The organism is Marinobacter alkalisoli (genome assembly GCF_045449855.1).
Taxonomy (GTDB): domain Bacteria; phylum Pseudomonadota; class Gammaproteobacteria; order Pseudomonadales; family Oleiphilaceae; genus Marinobacter.
Window position 1 is genome coordinate 24,150 of the sequence record NZ_JBJJLC010000041.1, and the last position, 17,222, is coordinate 41,371.

At 58.2% G+C, this 17,222-nt stretch carries 22 protein-coding genes; 14 read left to right on the forward strand and 8 right to left on the reverse strand.

From position 1 onward, the window contains the following. Positions 1-35: 35 nt before the first annotated feature. Both ACJO5Y_RS15690 and ACJO5Y_RS15695 read left to right on the forward strand, forming a co-directional pair. A complete protein-coding gene (locus ACJO5Y_RS15690) occupies positions 36-1,145 on the forward strand; it encodes a dihydrolipoamide acetyltransferase family protein (RefSeq protein WP_406988511.1) in 1,110 nt (369 codons plus the stop codon). Between the two features lie 113 nt (positions 1,146-1,258). Beyond that, positions 1,259-1,774: a copper chaperone PCu(A)C gene (locus ACJO5Y_RS15695; RefSeq protein WP_406988512.1), complete on the forward strand. Its 516-nt coding sequence runs from the start codon at positions 1,259-1,261 to the stop codon at positions 1,772-1,774. An 18-nt stretch (positions 1,775-1,792) separates the two neighbouring features. Here the strand turns inward: ACJO5Y_RS15695 and ACJO5Y_RS15700 are convergent, their stop codons facing one another. Beyond that, complete coding sequence (locus ACJO5Y_RS15700; protein ID WP_406988513.1) at positions 1,793-2,059, reverse strand: DUF2897 family protein; 267 nt, start codon at positions 2,057-2,059, stop codon at positions 1,793-1,795. Between ACJO5Y_RS15700 and ACJO5Y_RS15705 the strand changes: the two genes are divergently transcribed. The 4 genes from ACJO5Y_RS15705 (at position 2,058) to ACJO5Y_RS15720 (ending at position 5,758) form a co-directional block, all read left to right on the forward strand. Then, positions 2,058-2,726 (forward strand): DNA-3-methyladenine glycosylase I, encoded by a 669-nt coding sequence (locus ACJO5Y_RS15705; RefSeq protein ID WP_406988514.1) that lies wholly within the window; start codon positions 2,058-2,060, stop codon positions 2,724-2,726. The genes ACJO5Y_RS15700 and ACJO5Y_RS15705 overlap by 2 nt on opposite strands. 172 nt (positions 2,727-2,898) lie before the next feature. Then, on the forward strand, positions 2,899-3,909 hold the full coding sequence (locus ACJO5Y_RS15710; RefSeq protein WP_406988516.1) for a DctP family TRAP transporter solute-binding subunit: 1,011 nt from the start codon (positions 2,899-2,901) through the stop codon (positions 3,907-3,909). A gap of 60 nt (positions 3,910-3,969) precedes the next feature. Beyond that, a complete protein-coding gene (locus tag ACJO5Y_RS15715; RefSeq protein ID WP_406988517.1) occupies positions 3,970-4,464 on the forward strand; it encodes a TRAP transporter small permease in 495 nt (164 codons plus the stop codon). Next, positions 4,454-5,758 (forward strand): TRAP transporter large permease, encoded by a 1,305-nt coding sequence (locus ACJO5Y_RS15720; RefSeq protein WP_406988519.1) that lies wholly within the window; start codon positions 4,454-4,456, stop codon positions 5,756-5,758. Before ACJO5Y_RS15715 ends, ACJO5Y_RS15720 begins: the two co-directional genes overlap by 11 nt. Positions 5,759-5,818: 60 nt before the next feature. On the opposite strand, the gene ACJO5Y_RS15725 is transcribed toward ACJO5Y_RS15720, so the two are convergent. Continuing rightward, positions 5,819-6,595: a dioxygenase family protein gene (locus ACJO5Y_RS15725; protein ID WP_406988521.1), complete on the reverse strand. Its 777-nt coding sequence runs from the start codon at positions 6,593-6,595 to the stop codon at positions 5,819-5,821. A gap of 41 nt (positions 6,596-6,636) precedes the next feature. Next, on the reverse strand, positions 6,637-7,077 hold the full coding sequence (locus ACJO5Y_RS15730; RefSeq protein ID WP_406988522.1) for a DoxX family protein: 441 nt from the start codon (positions 7,075-7,077) through the stop codon (positions 6,637-6,639). 111 nt (positions 7,078-7,188) lie between these two features. Between ACJO5Y_RS15730 and ACJO5Y_RS15735 the strand changes: the two genes are divergently transcribed. Then, positions 7,189-8,085 (forward strand): LysR family transcriptional regulator, encoded by an 897-nt coding sequence (locus ACJO5Y_RS15735; RefSeq protein ID WP_406988524.1) that lies wholly within the window; start codon positions 7,189-7,191, stop codon positions 8,083-8,085. Here the strand turns inward: ACJO5Y_RS15735 and ACJO5Y_RS15740 are convergent. Both ACJO5Y_RS15740 and ACJO5Y_RS15745 read right to left on the reverse strand, forming a co-directional pair. Continuing rightward, positions 8,076-8,918, reverse strand: a complete 843-nt coding sequence (locus ACJO5Y_RS15740; protein ID WP_406988526.1) for a M90 family metallopeptidase — start codon at positions 8,916-8,918, stop codon at positions 8,076-8,078. The two genes, ACJO5Y_RS15735 and ACJO5Y_RS15740, sit on opposite strands and share 10 nt — an antisense overlap. A gap of 99 nt (positions 8,919-9,017) precedes the next feature. Continuing rightward, positions 9,018-9,584 carry an OsmC family protein gene (locus ACJO5Y_RS15745; RefSeq protein WP_406988527.1) on the reverse strand — a complete coding sequence of 189 codons (567 nt, stop codon included), beginning with the start codon at positions 9,582-9,584 and terminating at the stop codon, positions 9,018-9,020. Positions 9,585-9,743: 159 nt separating this feature from the next. Here ACJO5Y_RS15745 and ACJO5Y_RS15750 point away from each other — a divergent pair, with 159 nt between their 5' ends. Beyond that, the gene (locus ACJO5Y_RS15750; RefSeq protein ID WP_406988528.1) at positions 9,744-10,796 is read left to right on the forward strand and encodes a GlxA family transcriptional regulator; all 1,053 of its coding nucleotides are present in this window, start codon (positions 9,744-9,746) and stop codon (positions 10,794-10,796) included. Here the strand turns inward: ACJO5Y_RS15750 and ACJO5Y_RS15755 are convergent. After that, positions 10,767-11,786, reverse strand: coding sequence for a 2-dehydropantoate 2-reductase (locus ACJO5Y_RS15755; RefSeq protein ID WP_406988529.1), 1,020 nt, complete (start codon positions 11,784-11,786; stop codon positions 10,767-10,769). The genes ACJO5Y_RS15750 and ACJO5Y_RS15755 overlap by 30 nt on opposite strands. A 127-nt stretch (positions 11,787-11,913) precedes the next feature. On the opposite strand from ACJO5Y_RS15755, the gene ACJO5Y_RS15760 reads away from it, so the two are divergent. Together ACJO5Y_RS15760 and ACJO5Y_RS15765 are read left to right on the forward strand one after the other, a co-directional pair. Then, entirely contained in the window at positions 11,914-12,585 is a 672-nt protein-coding gene (locus ACJO5Y_RS15760; RefSeq protein WP_406988531.1) for an SDR family oxidoreductase, read from the forward strand. Positions 12,586-12,618: 33 nt separating this feature from the next. Next, positions 12,619-13,758: an AI-2E family transporter gene (locus ACJO5Y_RS15765; protein WP_406988533.1), complete on the forward strand. Its 1,140-nt coding sequence runs from the start codon at positions 12,619-12,621 to the stop codon at positions 13,756-13,758. Between the two features lie 62 nt (positions 13,759-13,820). Here ACJO5Y_RS15765 and ACJO5Y_RS15770 read toward each other — a convergent pair whose 3' ends face one another. After that, on the reverse strand, positions 13,821-14,027 hold the full coding sequence (locus ACJO5Y_RS15770; protein ID WP_406988534.1) for a cold-shock protein: 207 nt from the start codon (positions 14,025-14,027) through the stop codon (positions 13,821-13,823). 242 nt (positions 14,028-14,269) lie between these two features. Here ACJO5Y_RS15770 and ACJO5Y_RS15775 point away from each other — a divergent pair, with 242 nt between their 5' ends. From ACJO5Y_RS15775 to ACJO5Y_RS15790, 4 genes are all read left to right on the forward strand, one after another. Then, complete coding sequence (locus ACJO5Y_RS15775) at positions 14,270-14,596, forward strand: antibiotic biosynthesis monooxygenase family protein (RefSeq protein WP_406988535.1); 327 nt, start codon at positions 14,270-14,272, stop codon at positions 14,594-14,596. A gap of 1 nt (position 14,597) precedes the next feature. Next, positions 14,598-14,996, forward strand: a complete 399-nt coding sequence (locus ACJO5Y_RS15780; protein ID WP_406988536.1) for a DUF2784 domain-containing protein — start codon at positions 14,598-14,600, stop codon at positions 14,994-14,996. A gap of 105 nt (positions 14,997-15,101) precedes the next feature. After that, positions 15,102-15,956, forward strand: a complete 855-nt coding sequence (locus ACJO5Y_RS15785; protein WP_406988537.1) for a crotonase/enoyl-CoA hydratase family protein — start codon at positions 15,102-15,104, stop codon at positions 15,954-15,956. Then, positions 15,957-16,580, forward strand: a complete 624-nt coding sequence (locus ACJO5Y_RS15790; RefSeq protein ID WP_406988539.1) for a CPBP family intramembrane glutamic endopeptidase — start codon at positions 15,957-15,959, stop codon at positions 16,578-16,580. Here the strand turns inward: ACJO5Y_RS15790 and ACJO5Y_RS15795 are convergent. Next, the gene (locus ACJO5Y_RS15795) at positions 16,571-16,990 is read right to left on the reverse strand and encodes a DUF2721 domain-containing protein (RefSeq protein ID WP_406988540.1); all 420 of its coding nucleotides are present in this window, start codon (positions 16,988-16,990) and stop codon (positions 16,571-16,573) included. The two genes, ACJO5Y_RS15790 and ACJO5Y_RS15795, sit on opposite strands and share 10 nt — an antisense overlap. Positions 16,991-17,222 lie beyond the last annotated feature (232 nt).

Here is a 17,222-nt window from a genome sequence, read left to right on the forward strand (position 1 = left end):
GGCGTAATCCGACAACCCAATGGAGCTGAAGCCCCATGAAAAACTTCAAACTCCCGGATCTCGGTGAAGGCCTCCCGGAGGCGGAAATCGTCGAATGGCATGTGAAGGTGGGGGACACAGTAGACGTGGACCAGGTTCTTGTCAGCGTCGAAACTGCCAAGGCCATCGTGGAAGTGCCGTCACCGGAAGCTGGCGTCATCGCCAAACTGTTTGGCGGGCCTGGCGACATCATCCACACCGGAGAACCGCTGCTAGCCTACGAAGGCGAAGGAGACGACAGTGGAACCGTGGTGGGTGAGCTGAAAAAAGCCGAGCCAGGCTCCGGACAGGACCAGTTTATCGTCGGCGCCGCGCCGTCCAGCAGGCGTGCACGGGCCAATCGCGCGACCCCCGGTGTAAGGGCCCTGGCGGAGCGATTGGGAGTCAGCCTGGAGCAGATTAAAGGCAGCGGCCCGGGCGGTCTGATTACCAACGATGATGTGCATAAACAGGCTAGCCACCAGAAACAGCTGGGGGACGCGGAACCGCTGCGGGGCACACGCCGAACCATGGCCAAAAACATGGCATTGTCCCATGCCCGGGTGGTGCCGGTGTCTATCTACGAAGACGTGGATATCGGTGACTGGAAAGAGGGCACCGACATTACCATGCGCCTGGTACAGGCGATCGCCGCTGCCTGTGACGCATCGCCGGCGATGAACTGCTGGTTTGATGGTGACAATCTCAGCCGGCGGCTGTTGAGTGAAGTGCACGTGGGCATTGCCGTGGATACGCCGGATGGCCTGTTCGTGCCAGTACTGCGGGATGTGAATCATCGTACCCTGAAAGACCTGCGCAAGGGCCTGGAAAACCTGCGTGAAGCGGTTGCCACCCGCAAGATTCCGCCGAAGGAAATGCAGGGCGCGACCATTACCCTTTCCAACTTCGGCACCATGGCCGGTCAGTATGCCAACCCCGTTGTAACCCCGCCGCAGGTGGCCATTGTGGGCGCGGGTACCATCCGCGAGAAAGTGGTGCCTTATAAGGGCAGCGCTACTATTCGCCGCATCCTGCCGCTGTCGGTCACTTTTGATCATCGGGCAGCTACAGGCGGTGAAGCCGCCCGTTTTCTGGCAGGGCTGGTGGAAGCGCTTCAGCAGCCCTGAGCTAAAAAAAGCGATTCACATCATCCCGATACTTGCCTTCCGGAAAAATGAAGGCAACACTTCCAGCCCGGATGACCGTTATCGATTCAAAACCACAACTTATGCGAGACACCATGAAAAGAACCACCCGTTTGGCCGGAACCCTGCTGCTGGCCTGCAGTGCCCTGATGACCACGCCTGTCATGGCTCACGACTACACCCGGGGTACTGTAAAAATAGATCATCCATGGAGTCGTCCCACACCACCGGGTATGCCTATGGGCGTGGGGTATATGGCTATTACCAACAACGGAACCAGCGATATCACTTTCACCAGCGCCAGAACGCCCAGAGCCAAGGAGGTATCCATCCATGAAAGTCGCATGACCGACGGCGTGATGAGCATGCGGACGCTGGAAAACGGTCTGATCATCCCTGCCGGCGAAACCGTGGAGCTCAAGCCCCACAGCTATCACCTGATGCTGGAAAAACTGAAGGGGCCGCTGAAAGAGGGGGAGAGTATTCCGCTCACTGTAAGCTTTGACGGCGCAGAGACGATGGATGTTGAGCTGAATGTTGAATCACTGGACGGCGCCGCGGTTCCAGAGAAGAAAGACAAGATGGACATGCAGGGGCATGAGCACCACTGACAGCAAGGACTGGGGGGCTTAGTTCTCCCTGTCCTCGGCGCTTTCCTCGGCCTCGACCTCTGCTTTGCGCTGCTGGATCTTTTTCATCTTTTTGTCAGAGATCCGGAATTTGCTGGCACTGTCGCGCAGCATAAACAGGCTACCAAGCACCAGACCGAAGGCAAGTACGATGAATATCCATCCTATAGCCGACATATGGTTGCCTCGCTGATCCGATTGGTTTCTTCTTTCATAGTGGACCAGAATGATCAGTTTCGACAACTGAAACCCGGAAGAATTCATCATGTCCTTCTCCAGAATATATGACCAGGCCGCAGCCCACAAAGGGGGTGAGGTGGCGTTGCGTTCACTCCTGCCGCGTGTGGCGGAAGCCGGGGAACTGGAAGCGATTGGCGATGACCGCTACCTTTCCGAAGTTACCCGCTGCATTTTCAAGGCAGGGTTTGTTTGGCGGGTGATCGAGAACAAGTGGCCGGGCTTCGAGTCGGCGTTTCAGGGCTTTGTCCCGCTCTACTGGCAGCAGGTGCCGCCGGAGGTACTGGAAGATCTGGTGCGGGATGAGCGCATTGTGCGAAACATGCAGAAAATCCGCACGGTCCCTGAAAACGCCCGTATGATCGTCGATGCCGCTCGCGAGCAAGGCAGTTTTGGCGCTTTTCTGGGCAACTGGCCATCCGAGGATCAGGTGGGCCTGCTGCTCTGGCTCAAACGTAACGGAGCACGCCTGGGCGGTAACACGGCCCAGTATTTTTTGCGCAGGGTCGGCTGGGACGGTTTTATCCTGTCACCGGATGTGGTTGCCGGGCTGCGGCGGGAGGAACTGCTGGACGCGACACCAGGAAGCAAGAAAGCCCTGGTTCAGGCGCAGCAGGCGTTTACCAATTGGCATCGGGAGACGGGACTGCCGTACAGCCATCTGTCCCGCATTCTGTCTTGTTCGGTGGGAGCCTGATGTCAAAGGCATCGCCCTCATGCAGCGGGGCCATCGAAAATTGTTCTTCTGCGACACAGGCTTAGACTTTTTATCTTTGCCTCCTGCCAAGCCCCCCTCCTATAATCGCTGACAGCAGCCGCTTTTCAGTCACGCCGCTGCCAACGAATGAACATAATAAAAGGAAGAAGAGATGCTGAATCGTAGAATGTTTATGGCTGCTGCCGCCGCAACTTTGTTATTCAGTTCTGTTGCCAACGCCCAGTACAAGGATGAATACACCGTTTCCACCGTATTGCCGTCAGCCTTCCCCTGGGGCCAGGCTGCTGACAAGTGGGTCGAGCTGGTCAAGGAGCGCTCGGAAGGTCGCATCAACATGAAGATTTACAGCAACTCCCAGCTGGTCTCCGGTGACCAGACCAAGGAGTTTTCGGCCATGCGTTCAGGGCTGATTGATATGGCGGTGGGTTCCACTATTAACTGGTCCCCGCAGGTGCCGGAGCTTAACCTCTTCTCCCTGCCATTCCTGATGCCGGACTACGCGGCCATTGATGCGATTACTCAGGGCGAGGCCGGTGAGGCAATTTTTGCGGCTATTGAGAAGCGCGGTGTGACGCCACTGGCCTGGGGCGAAAACGGTTTCCGCGAGCTGTCTAATTCCAAGCGGGCAATCAGCGAGCCGTCCGATCTTGAAGGGCTGAAGATCCGCGTTGTGGGGTCGCCACTGTTCCAGGATACCTTCACGGAACTGGGGGCCAACCCCACCCAGATGAGTTGGGCCGATGCCAAGCCGGCGCTGACGACCGGCGCCGTGGATGGCCAGGAAAACCCGTTGTCGGTATTTGACGTCGCGCGTATTGACCAGGTCGGCCAGGAACATTTGACGCTGTGGCACTACATGGCGGACCCACTGGTATTTGCGGTCGGCAACCGGGTCTGGAGCCAGTTTACCCCGGAAGATCAGGAATTGCTGAAGCAGGCCGCCATCGATGCCGGCCAGTGGGAAATCGAGAAATCCCGTGCTGAATTGGAGGCCACCCTGGCTGCTATCGAGGAACGTGGCGTTCAAGTGACCGAACTGACGCAGGAACAGCATGACGCCTTTGTTGCAGCAACCCAGTCTGTCTACGAAAAGTGGACGCCTCGTATTGGCGAAGAACTGGTCGAGCAGGCGCAGAAGGCGGTCGCTGACCGCCAGCAGTAAGCCTCGACTCTCCCGGCGCCTGCCACTCCGGCGGGCGCTGTCGTCTTAACCGGAGTAACCATGCCATCCCGCCCCCCGAAGTTCAGGCCAGAAGCCTGGCTGGCGACCCTGGCGCTGATTGCCATTTGCGTGATCAGTCTGGGTAACGTCATTGTCCGCTATGCAACCGATGCCTCGTTCGCCTTTACGGAAGAGTTTTCGGTGTTCCTGCTGGTTCTGCTGACGTTTGCCGGGGCAGCAGTGGCGGCCCGCCATAATCAGCACATCCGCATCGAACTGATCGAGCACTACTTGCCTTCACGGGCCAGAAAAGCGGTGTTTGTGTTGCAGTGGCTGGCCGGTGTCATTGTTATGGGTATTACCACCTGGTACGGGGCCAAGTTCGCATGGGAGGAACACCAGTGGGAATCCCTGTCTCCAGGGCTGGGGCTGCCCAACTGGATTTACGTGATCTGGCTGCCGTTGATGTCTCTTGCCATCATCATCCGCATGACCCAGAACCTGATTGATCGCCTGCGGGGGAAGAAGGATCCGGAGGTCATTCATGAGTCCTGATCTGCTGCTGATTGGCAGCTTCCTGCTGGCGTTGCTGTTGGGCGTCCCGGTGGCGATTGCGTTGGGTCTCGGGGGCGTGGTCGGTATCCTGGCGGGACTGTCACCCGACATGCTGGCGACCCTCGGCACCAACACCTACAACAGCGTGGCCAAGTACCCGCTGATTGCCATCCCGCTGTTTATCCTGACCGGCCTGATCTTCGAACGGGCGGGGGTGGCGGCCAGCCTGGTCCGGTTTGCGCAGGCCATTATCGGTCCCCGTCACGGCGGCCTGACGGTGGTGGCGGTGCTGGTCTGTCTGATCATGGGCGGTATGAGCGGTTCAGGCCCGGCGGATGCAGCGGCTGTGGCCATGGTCATGCTGCCAAGCATGCGTAAGGCGGGCTATCCGCAGCCTTTTTCGGCGACCTTGATAGCCGCGTCGTCATCGACGGCCATCCTGATTCCGCCCTCGATTGCCTTGATTCTCTATTCGATTGTGGTGCCTGGTGTGGACCTGCGGGCGCTGTTCGCGGCTGGTCTGTTTCCGGGGATCCTGGCGGGGCTGTCCCTGCTGGTTCCCGCCCTGTTCCTGGCCCGCAAGTATGGCTGGGAGGACCCTGAAACGAGCGAGCGCCCGCCGTTCTGGCCCAGCTTCCGGGCGGCACTGCCGGCACTGTTCGCGCCGGTGATTATCCTCGGCGGCCTGCGCTCGGGTCTGTTCACACCCACTGAAGCCGCGGTTGTTGCAGTGACTTACGGTGTGATCGTTGGCACCCTGGTGTACCGTAACCTCAGCCTGCGCAGTCTCTTTGAGCTGATGACCGATGCCGCCGTCACCTCCGGTGTTGTCATGTTGATCATTGCCCTTGCGGGCATTTTCGCCTGGGCGGGGACCACCCTGGGGACATTCCAGCATCTGGCTGACGCCTTGCTGACTCTGTCCGAGAACGGCTGGGTGCTGCTGGGCCTGGTGATGGTGCTGGTGTTGATTGCCGGCATGCTGCTGGATGCCGTGTCCATCTACCTCATCCTTATTCCCATTGTCCTGCCTTTGATGAACCACTTCGGCTGGAACCCGGTCTGGTTCGGCATCCTGCTGGCGATGAATATTGCCATCGGCCAGTTCACGCCACCGGTGGCCGTCAACCTGATGGTGACTACCCGTATTGCCAATATTCGTCTGGAGCACACCATGGGCTGGGCCCTGGTGTTCATCGCCGCCATGGGCGTCAGCCTGTTGCTGGTTATGCTGATACCGGGCATTGCCCTCTGGCTGCCGGACAAGCTCGGGTATGTGGTCGGGCCCTGGTAGAATGAAAAAAAGTGTGATCTTGCCGCTTTGCGGACGGCCTTCACGGGGTAAGGCTTCGGCCTATCCGAACACAAAGGAGTCCATTGCCAGTACCCCGTGCTGGATGCCGCCTTCGATAACGCGAGCCTCGCTGGGGGCATTCGCCGCGCCCAGTGCAATCAGCAGTGGCAAGAAATGTTCCGTGGTCGGGTGTGCACGCCGGGCATGGGGTGCCAGTTCCAGGGCCTGCAGGAGCCGGTGATGGTCCCCGTCCAGAATCGCACGTTGGATCCATTCGGAGAACTCGTTGGCGTAGGCCTCGCCGTCATCGTGTCTGCTACGGAACTCATAAAGGTTGTGGGTCAGACTACCGGACCCGACGATCAGGACGCCTTCGTTGGCCAGCGGTGACAGCGCCCGGCCAAGCTGAAAGGCCGAATCCGCATCCAGATCCAGTGGCATGGACACCTGAAATACCGGTACATCGGCTTGCGGGAACAGGTGCAGCAAGGGCACCCAGGCACCGTGGTCGAGCCCGCGGTGCTGGTTGGCGGTTGCCGGCCAGCCTGCCTTTGATAGCAGTTCCAGGGCGCGGGTGGCGACCTCAGGTTGGCCAGTGACCGGGTATATGATGTCGTAAAGGGCAGGATCAAATCCGCCAAAATCGTGGATGGTCTCCGGCCGGATAGCAGTACCCACCTCTACTCCACGTGTCATCCAGTGAGGAGACACCACGAGTATTGCCTTTGGCCGACTCAGCGTACGCCCCAACTCAGCCAGACCCCGGCCAGCGAGGCCAGGGTCCAGTGCAAAGGTGGGCGCGCCGTGGGAGACGAACAGGCTTGGTAATGTCTTCATGTCATTCTCCTTTTGGCGCGGGCTGATGGTTTCGTTCGGTCTTACTGCCTGGCGAGCAGGGCGTCTACGGAAGCCCGGCCACCACCGCTGAAGACCAGCGATACAGACACGGCCAGCAGTGCAAGACCAAACTCATAACCATTGTTGCTCATGAACAGGCCGTTGCCGATATGCACGCTGAAGATCGCGATCAGCATGGCAAAGGCGAGGACCGCACTGGCGGGCCGAACCAGCAGGCCGATGATCAGGGCCAGGCCGCCGAGGAATTCCGCGCCGCCGGCCATCAGGGCCATCAGGTAGCCCGGGCTGAGGCCGATGGAATCCATCCACTGGCCAGTGCCTTCCAGGCCGTAGCCGCCAAACCAGCCAAACAGTTTCTGGGCTCCGTGGGCCACAAAGATGATGCCAACGGGAATTCTCAGTGCCAGGGCTGCCCAGCTTGAGTTGGTTGCAAAAACGCGATTGATCAATTGAGTGCTCATTGTGTTCTCTCCTGTGTGGGTTCGTTGCTAAACCATGGAGTGAACTTTACTCGTCATGCTAAGTGGGATAAACATGGGAAACTGATATTAACTGTCTCGGAAAATGAAACAATGGATAAATTGCTGGAGATGCAGACCTTTGTGTCTGTGGTGGATGCCAAGAGCTTTGTTCGGGCAGCTGAAGTGATGGGGGTCTCCAAAGCGGCGGCATCCCGGTATGTAAATGACCTGGAGACGCGGTTGGGCGTGAGGCTGCTGCACCGCACCACCCGTCGGCTGTCGCTGACGGATGAGGGGGAGGTCTTCTATTTCCGATGCAAGGAACTGCTGTCAGCTGTTGAGGAGGCCGAGGCGGAGTTGGATTCCCGCAGCGGTAATGCCCGCGGGCTGCTGAGAATCAATGTACCGGTGAGTTTTGGCATTGGCCATCTCGGGCCCCTTTGGGGGGCGTTTCATCAGCGGCACCCGGATGTCCAGTTGGACATTAACCTGGCCGACCGGATTGTGGATATCGTCGAGGAAGGCTTTGACCTGGCTATCCGCATCGCCAGCCTGCCCAGTTCCACGCTGATCAGTCGCAAGCTGGCCTCTACACGCATAATGTTGTGTGCTTCGCCGGACTACCTGGCAACCCACGGCACGCCGGAGCACCCGTCGGAATTGGCGGAGCACAGAATCATTGCCTACAGCAATCTGGCCACGCGTCACGACTGGCACTTTGAAGGGCCGAATGGTGCGGTGTCCGTTCGCATTCAACCCTGGCTCAACACCAACAACGGCGATACCTGTCGTGCCGTCGCGCTCAGCCATCAGGGCATTATTCTGCAACCGGACTTTCTGGTGGGCGCAGACCTGGCGGCGGGATCGCTGGTGGAGGTGATGCCGGAGTACCGCTCCATGGAGTTGGGGATCTACGCGATCTATCCCACCCGCAAGTTTGTCGCGCCCAAGGTCAGGGCGTTGGTGGACTTTCTCAGTGAGAAGTTTTCGGGTGGTCTTCAAGGCTGACGTTGTCGATCCAACACGTCCCTGAGCGGATCAAACCGGTAGAACCCGCAGAGAGCTTCATACACTTCCGGCTGCTCGTCGCTCAGGTGTTGGGGTTGCTGAAAGAAGGCTTCCGTCAATACCGCGAAGAACTCAGCCGGCTCAGTAGCACCGTACGGATCAAGCCAGCTGTGCTGGTGATGCCGGAGGGAGTGTCGCAGGTGTTCGTAGGCGCGGGTCATGGTTTGCTGCCACTGCCTGGCCTGTTCACCGCTGAGCGGAGGTGCGCCATCGGCGGTGCCGTCGAGGTAATCAAGCTGGTGTGCGAATTCATGGAGAATCACGTTGTGTTCACCCTGTGGATTGACCGCCCCTTCTTCGCATTCCGCCCAGGCCAGTACCACCTGGCCACGGCTGGAGGCTTCACCGGCACGAACTTCATTACTGACGCTGACCACCATGCCGTCGCTCTCCTCGTCTCTTACGTGATAGGCGTCCGGATACACCAGGATGCTGCGTACTTCATCAAAATCGCTATAGTCGCGGGCCAGTATCAGCAGGCAGGCGTGGCCGGCAATGGTGAGGCGAACCCTGTCATCCACACTGAAACCATCGCAGCCGTAGAAGGATTTTTCCGCGAGGAACAGCTGCACCCGTTGTTCGAGCTGTTGTCGGAATGACGGGGAAAGTCTGTGGTACAGCGGCACCTGGGTAGTCAGTAGCTGTCGCCACCGGTCCGGAAAGGGTTGTTGCAACTCCCGTTGGCGGCGCCATTGGCGGTAGAAGAACAGGTAGAAGATGCTCAGTGCGATCAGTGTTGCGGCAAAGATGGCATAGATCAGCGCTGATGACATTCCGGTTCCTGCGGTGGCGTGAAAGGGCACAACCCATCTTACACAAATCCACCGGGGCGACCAGAGGCGGGGTGGGAGGTGCCCGCCCCGCATGGGGCTTCAGACGCGTTCGAGGGTCACCGGTACTGGCCGGCACACGGTATTGCATACCGGTGAGTGGCCCTTGGCGAACGACAGCAGATCGTCCAGCTCTTCGTCGCTGCAGTCCGCCTCGATATCCAAAAGGATCCGAATGCTTTCGTAACCCACCGTTGCCTCGTCATTCAGGGCCAGCAGTCCCTCCAGGTTGATGTTGCCGGATAATCGGGTGGACAGCTTACGAATGGTGATTCCACGGGCAGCGGCGTGCAACACCGTGGTGGTGGTCACGCAGCCTGCGAGCGCGTGCAGCAGGAACTCGACAGGATTGGCGCCTTCGTTGTTGCCCAACAATACCGGAGGCTCGCCATTGGTGAACGTGAAGTCCTCGGAGCGGGATTCATCCTCGGCGCCCGCGCCGTAGAATCCGCGGATGGTGGATTGGTTTTCTCCGCCGTTGATCCACCGGTTATTGGCCCGGAACTCGAATTGGGCGAGGGAGGGACTGTTCTTCAGGGCTTCTATGGTCTGGCCCATCTGGATCAGGTCAAGGCCGTTACGGGTGTGGATGTTTACCTGGGTGTTCATCTGTCTTCTCCTTTCTCATCGTCATTGGTTGCCGGGAATTCCGGGGGCGTCTTTCCAGGCGCCCATGGATAAATTAAGGCTTGACAGCGCCACTGATCAGATGGATTTTTGACAAAAAGAGGGTGTTTGTGCCACGAATTCGCGCAGGGGCCAAAAGCCATGGTACTCAATCAACCGAAAGTAACCCGGGTTCTGATTCTGGCCTTGCCGGAAACGGCGGGTTCGGCGTTGTACGGCATGGTGGATGTGCTGATGGCGACGGGCAATCTCTGGCAGACCCTTGTGGGCGACAGCGCGCCATTCCGGCCATTCGATGTGCGTATAGTCTCGGTAACCCGCTCGCCGTTTCGCTGTGGCCACGGCATTCCGGTAGAGCCGGAGTGCGCCATCGCTGAGGATCCGCCACTGGATGTCTTGATTCTGCCGGAAATCTGGCTCGGACCGGATGAGGATATCGGTGGCCGGTACGATGTCCTGATGGCCTGGATTAACCGCAAATATCACGAGGGTGCGACGGTATACTCGGCGTGTTCAGGCTCGGTTCTGCTCGCGGAGAGCGGGCTGTTGGACCACTGTGAGGCGACGTCCCATTGGGGCTATCAGGAGCTGTTCCGGACCCGTTATCCGAAGGTGCGCTTCCGGCCGGAAGCCAACCTGGTCTACGCTCATTCCGGTGGCCGTCTGGTGACCGCCGGTGGCACCACATCGTGGCACGATCTGGCACTGCATATCATCGCCCGCTACGTTGGCATTGGCGAGGCCATGCGCATTGCGAAGGTGTACCTGCTGAAGTGGCATGGTGAGGGCCAGTTACCGTATACCGGCCTGGTACGCCGTACCCACCACGCCGATTCGGCTGTTCGCCGTTGTGAAGAGTGGCTGCGGGAGAATTATCGGGATGCGAAGGCCGTGACCCGACTGGTCCAGGCCTCCGGTCTGCCGGAGCGAACGATCAAGCGACGCTTCAAGGCCGCTACGGGGGTATCGATCATGGAGTACCTCCAGAATCTTCGTATTGAACAGGCGAAACGGGCGCTGGAACAGGGCAACCTTTCGGTTGAAGCGGTGAGCGTGGAAGCCGGGTATGAGGATGTTTCCTTTTTCAGGCGGCTGTTCAAGCGCCTGACCGGACTGACCCCCGGGCAGTATCGGCGCATGTTCCGTCCGCTGACCGTGGAGAACTCACCGAACGTCTCTCAGCGCATTCCATAGTTGCCTGGCGCTCCAGGTTGCTGGTTCCTGCTCACGCTCGTGCATCAACTCCACCAGCTTCCGGTTGACGGGGGCATCCTTACCCAGCCGTTCCGCCAGTTTCACCACTTCACCATTGATCCAGTCTATCTCCGTCGGCCGTCCGGCCTGGAGGTCTTCCCACATGGAGGAGCGGGCGACGGGGTCGATGGTTAGCATCTGTTTGGCCAGTCGGGTAAACAGCCAGTCCGGCGTCGACATCAGTGGCGGAATCAGGTTCATCGGCAGGCCGGTCAGTTTGACGGTGGGGATTCCGGCGGTCTTCAGAAGTTGCAGCGTTTCACGTTGCGCCAGGGCAAGGCAGCGGCGATAGTCCCGCTGTGATAGCTCCTCCAGCAGGGGGACGCCTGAAAGCGCGTTGACCGGGTTGTTCAGGTTCAGCAGCAACTTGGACCACATCACCGATTCGATGTCGGACCTCGGTTCCAGGGGTAATCCTGCCTTATCAAACCAGGGCAGGGCGGGATCGAGGGATGGATACTGCTCTGCCATCAGATGGCCTTCGGTACCCTGATGGAAATGCCCCGGCTGCTGCTGTAGCACATTGAACGGCACCATGCCGGCCAGCACGGTGGCTTCCGGCATCGCTTCCTTAAGGTGTGAAGCGTTGGAAATTCCGTTCTGCAGGCTGACCACCGGTATGCCTTCCGGCACCCAGGGGGCGAGCTGTTTGCCCGCCTCAGACGTCGCTGCGGATTTCACCGTGACCAGAACCAGGTCCGCCTCCCGGGCGGCTTCGGCGGAGGTTACGTACCGGTTTTCGGCAAGCTGGCTGCGAAAGCTGAAGCCCTCGTAGTCGGTCACCACCAGGGGATTGGCCTGAAGCACCTCCTGCATTCCGGGCCGGCCAATCATGACCACATCAACGCCGGCGGATAGCAGCCGGCCGCCGATATAACAGCCAACGCTACCGGCACCGAAGATGACAATTCGGAAAGTGGTCTTGGTCACAGGATAAGCCTTATGCTGGTTTCGTTTATTGTTTTCGTGCAAGCACGGCCATTTTGGCCTGCCTGCCCCAGTGATGCCATACTCTAATGTCTTGGCGCATCAATGAGTCTGCAGGAGGAAAAGGGATATGTCAGAGAATCAGACGGTGGTTATTACCGGTGCCAATCGTGGTATCGGCCTTGAACTGGCTCGACATTACGCCGGTCAAGGCTGCCGGGTGATTGGAATATGCCGTGAGGCCTCCGCGGAATTGCAGGAGACGGCTGCCAAGGTCATTGAGGGCGTGGATGTCACCTCGGACGACGGTATCCGGAAGCTGGTGAGCGAACTGGAAGGCCAGACCATTGACCTGCTGATCAATAATGCCGGCCTGTTGCAGGATGAAAAGCTGGGCAGTATCGACTTCGACTCCATCCGTACCCAGATGGAAATCAATGCCTACGCGCCGTTGCGTGTGGCCGAGGCATTGGTGGGCCAGATTCCCTACGGCGGCAAGATTGCCAACATAACCAGCCGCATGGGCTCAATTGCCGACAACGATTCCGGTGGTCGCTACGGTTACCGCGCGTCAAAGGCGGCGTTGAACGCCTTTGGTAAATCCCTGGCTGTGGATCTGCAACCAAAAGGTATTGCCGTTGCCTTGTTGCACCCGGGCTATGTCAAAACCCGCATGGTGAATTTCGGTGGGTTGATCACGCCCACGGAATCCGCGAAAGGCCTGGCTGAACGGATTGAGGAGCTGGACCTGGATAACACAGGTTCATTCTGGCACAGCAATGGGGAGCTGTTGCCCTGGTAATAGTTGCTAGGGCGGGTGGGAAGGACGAACCCCATGACAGACACTGAGAGGGGACCTTCAGCTCCGGAACAGGGGGGCTTGACGGGGAAAATCAATATAAGGGATGCCGCCCTGGTCGTGATTGCGACTGTCGCGACGGTGTACTTCATTGACTGGGCAGAGGCCATCCTGCTGCCGCTGGTGGTTGCGGTGCTGGTTTCCTACGCCCTTGACCCGCTGGTGTCTGCCCTGGAGCGGCTTCGGATTCCCCGGGCTATCGGCGCGGCCATTATTCTTTTGAGCCTGATTGCCATGGTGTCGATCGCCAGCATCCCTCTCCAGCGTGAGGCCATGTCTATGCTGGACAAGGTGCCGTTGGCGGCCCAGAAAGTAAAACAGATACGGGCCAGCGCAGCGGTGACCGGCGAAGAGGATATGCTGGAGAAAGCAGAAAAGGCGGTCAAGGAAATAGAATCCACCGCAGAAGACGAGAACGAGGAAGAGTCCGAACCCGGGGTCACTCCCGTGCGAATTGTCGACGACTCCTTTAACCTCAGGAACTACCTGCTGCGGGGCTCATCATCAGCCCTGCTGCTCATATCCCAGCTGTTTTCCGTACTGTTACTGGTGTATTTCCAGTTGTCCATCGGCAAATTGTATCGCAGAAAAATCATACGATTGTCCGGGCCTTCGTTCCGCCGGATGCGCAATGCAGCACGTCTCATGAGCGAATTTCATCATCAGGTCCGGCGGTTTCTGTTCGTGATGCTGGTCGGTGCCCTGTTTGTCGGCCTGGTTACCTGGCTGGCATTCCTCGCTTTGGGGGTTGAGGAGGCAGGGTTGTGGGGTGTCACGGCGGGGGTGGCCAGTGCCATTCCTTACCTGGGTCCGTTTCTGGTGTTTATCGGGTGCGGGCTGGCGGCTTTCCTTCAGTTTGGAACGCCTGATATGGCAATCATTGTTGCGGTGGTCTCCCTGATTATTACCAGTATTCAGGGCAACCTGATGACACCGTGGATGACCAGCAAGGTATCCAGTCTGAACACCGTTTCGATCTTTATCGGTCTGCTGTTCTGGGGTTGGATCTGGGGGGCGGTCGGGTTAATTGTTGCCACTCCCATTCTGATGATCGCCAAGTCTCTGTGCGATCATATCGTCAACTTGCGCCCGGTGGGGGAGTTGCTGGGCAAATAGGCGTTCGCTGAACGAAAAAAAGGCAGCCGAGGCTGCCTTTTTTGCTACGTGTTGGCTGTTATTTACAGGCCAACTACGTTTTCCGCCTGAGGACCTTTCTGGCCTTCAGTTACGGTGAAATCAACCTGCTGGCCTTCTGCCAGAGTCTTGAAGCCGCCGCCCTGGATGGCGCTGTAGTGAACAAAAACGTCCGGGCCGCCTTCACGAGTAATAAAGCCAAAGCCTTTTGCTTCGTTGAAGAACTTAACAGTACCGGTAACAGTAGACATATTTAACTATCCTGAATTCAATTATTTAACTTGCCGTCAGATCATCATCGTGATGACTGATCAGCGGAATGCGGAAACAAAAAACTGGCGTGGTCAAAAACAGGACGATGCACTACTTATTACAACAGAGATGCGTCTTATTGATGAAATGCTTTGCTCTATCTTTCCAACGGGACTCACTGTACCCCAGTGGGAACGGAATGCAAAGCTATTTCGTATAGGCATATACCAAGGGAGGTTGTATGAAGTATATCTTTGAAGTTCGTATCAACGATGGCTACACCGCTGAAGACTACGCAGATGCCTGGGTACGGGCGAGTGAGCTGATCCAGCAGGCCCCCGGGGCCCGGGGGACGGAACTGCACCGGAAGATTGGTGATCCCGACACGTTGATAGCCATCGCCACTTGGGAAAGCAAGGAAGCGCGGGATGCGATGGAGTCTGACAAGGATCCACGAATCACCGACATTATCCGTAGCGCCGCGCCGTTTGTGGAGATCCGGCCGCTGGGTGAGTTTGAGGACCCTGAGTGGGTGGTCATGCCTCCCGGCAAGTCGGGCCAGGAATGACATGCCATACCAGATCCTGGCCGATACGGTCCTGACGATTCACGTGGCCGTCGTATTGTTCGTTGTTGGCGGGCTGGTCATGGTTGTCACCGGCCATTTCCGGGGCTGGCGGTGGGTCAGGAACCCGTGGTTCCGGCTTGCCCATGTGGTTGCCATTGCCATAGTGGTGCTGCAGGCGTGGCTGGGCGTTCTGTGTCCGTTGACCACACTGGAGGTGTGGTTGCGTTCGCAAGCCGGTGAAGCGGGCTATTCCGGGAGCTTCGTGCAGTACTGGTTGCAGGAATTGCTCTACTACCAGGCGCCAGCGTGGGTGTTCATCCTGGCCTATACGCTGTTCGGGCTGCTGGTTGTGTTGACCTGGTGGTATTGTCCGCCGCGATCGCGCAGAAAAAAACGTTAACGATCGGGGCAAGCGTCACGGATTGAATCCTTATGGGTGAATGGCGCGGTAACATGGTTTAATCTGCCCCAGACCTGAATCCGATCCCCATACAAGGAGTGCCGCGTGTCAGAACTTGCGACTTACCAGAGCTTTTCCATCGAGGTGTCCAACCACATCGCCCATGTGCAGTTCAGCCGCCCCGAAGCGTTGAATACCATGAACAAGGCGTTCTGGCTGGAACTGCCACAGTGCATGCAGGATATCGAGGCCAACACCGACGCACGGGTGATCGTGATTTCCTCCACTGGCAAGCATTTCTCCGCGGGGATGGATCTGAGCGTATTCAGCGACCCGAAATCCGTACCCATGAGCGGCGATCCCGGCCGTATGGCGGAAAATCTGCGCCGGGTCGTGTTGCAGTTGCAGGACACCCTGACATCGCTGGAAAAGATTCGTCTGCCGGTACTGGCCGCCATCCACGGTGGTTGCATCGGCGGCGCGCTCGATCTTGTCTGTGCGGCTGATAGCCGTTACTGCACGGAAGATGCCTATTTCACCATCAAGGAAACCGAGCTGGGCATGACAGCCGACGTCGGCACCCTTCAGCGCCTGCCCAAACTGATGCCGGAGGGAGTGGTTCGGGAGCTGGCTTACACCGGCCGCAAGTTCTCGGCGGAAGAAGCCCGGAGCCTTGGATTTGTGAATTCGGTCTACGCCGATCAGGAAGCGATGCTGGCGGCCGTAATGAAGGTGGCAGGGCAAATCGCAGCCAACTCACCGCTGGCGGTCACCGGCTGCAAGGAAATGTTGAACTACAGCCGTGATCACAGCGTGGAAGACAGCCTGAAGTATATGGCTACATGGCAGGCCGGCATGTTCCGCCCCACCGACATGATGAAATCCTTCCAGGCCAAAGCGCAGAAGCAGGCCCCCCAATACGATGCTTTGTTCCCGGTAAAACCGCTGTTTGAGCAGTAAATGCCTATGAGAAACCGGCGGCGCACATCCGGAATCTCCCCCATGGCAGCCCTGGTGTTCCAGGGCGCCATTGGCGTGCTCGGCCTGGTTGCCATTCTGATTTTCGATATCGCGGTGCCGCTCCTGGGGCCTGGCCTCTGGCACAGCCTCCTGTACGGCGCGATCGGCGCCCTGCTCACTTATGTCACGCTGCTTTTATTCACACAGATTCCCGGATTACTGCCGGACAATCTGGAGCGGCAGATGCAGGGGCTGTATAACTTTGCGTCCAGCTATTCGCGGACCATGCTGATTGTGCTGTCGTTACTGGCGGGCATTGGCGAGGAATTGCTGTTCCGTGGCGCGGTTCAGGGCTGGTTGCTGGAACACACCAACGCCACTGTCGCGGTACTGGCGGCTTCGGTATTCTTCGGCCTGGTGCACTATGTGTCGTTCACCTATTTCCTGATTGCCACTGGGCTGGGGCTGATTCTGGGTGTGGCTTATGTTCTGTCTGAAAGTATTGCGCTGGTCATGATCTGGCACGCGGTCTACGACATGATAGCCCTGTTCTGCCTGCTCCGTTTTCCGCGCTGGTTTGGTGTCAGGGAAGCGGGTTCCGGTCACTCGGAGCATCAGGAATAGTCGATATCTTCCCTGCCGGTACTTTTCCGGGCTTCGAAACTGGCCAGCTCAACGTTGATGGCGTTGGTTGAAATCTGTATCTCGTACAGGGAATACAGCAGCGAAAAAGACAGCAACACCAGGCTGGCGCCAAAAGCCACCACCCCGGCCAATCCAGCCCCCAGGAAGAGCAGGAACATGGAGACGGTGCAGAGGAAGAAACTGAGCACGCCGTAAGCCTGCATGCGCTTGGTCAGCACTATCCGCTTGCGCAACATACCGATCTGCCGGGCGATCAATGCATGGTCCTCTTCGGTATCCATTTGCCTGAGCTGACGAATCAGCTGCGCCAGCACCAGAAAGCGATTGGTGTACGCGAGCAACAGCAGGGAGATGGCAGGGAACAGCAGGGCGGGCGTTGTCAGATCCAATTCGTCGTCCTTTTTGAGATCAGTGCGTTAGCCGGTAATACCTGGCCATTATATGGGATTGAAATAAAGTCGGTAACTGCAAAATAGGGTTGGTAACTTTCAAGGTAAGCCGTTGATCTAATGCTGTGACAGCGTCGTGTTCAGCCACCACCCGATGTCAGTTTTTCTTACACAATACTCGCCTAATGGCGACCCCGCCAAGACCTTCCCCATAGCGTTCAGCCAGTTGCAG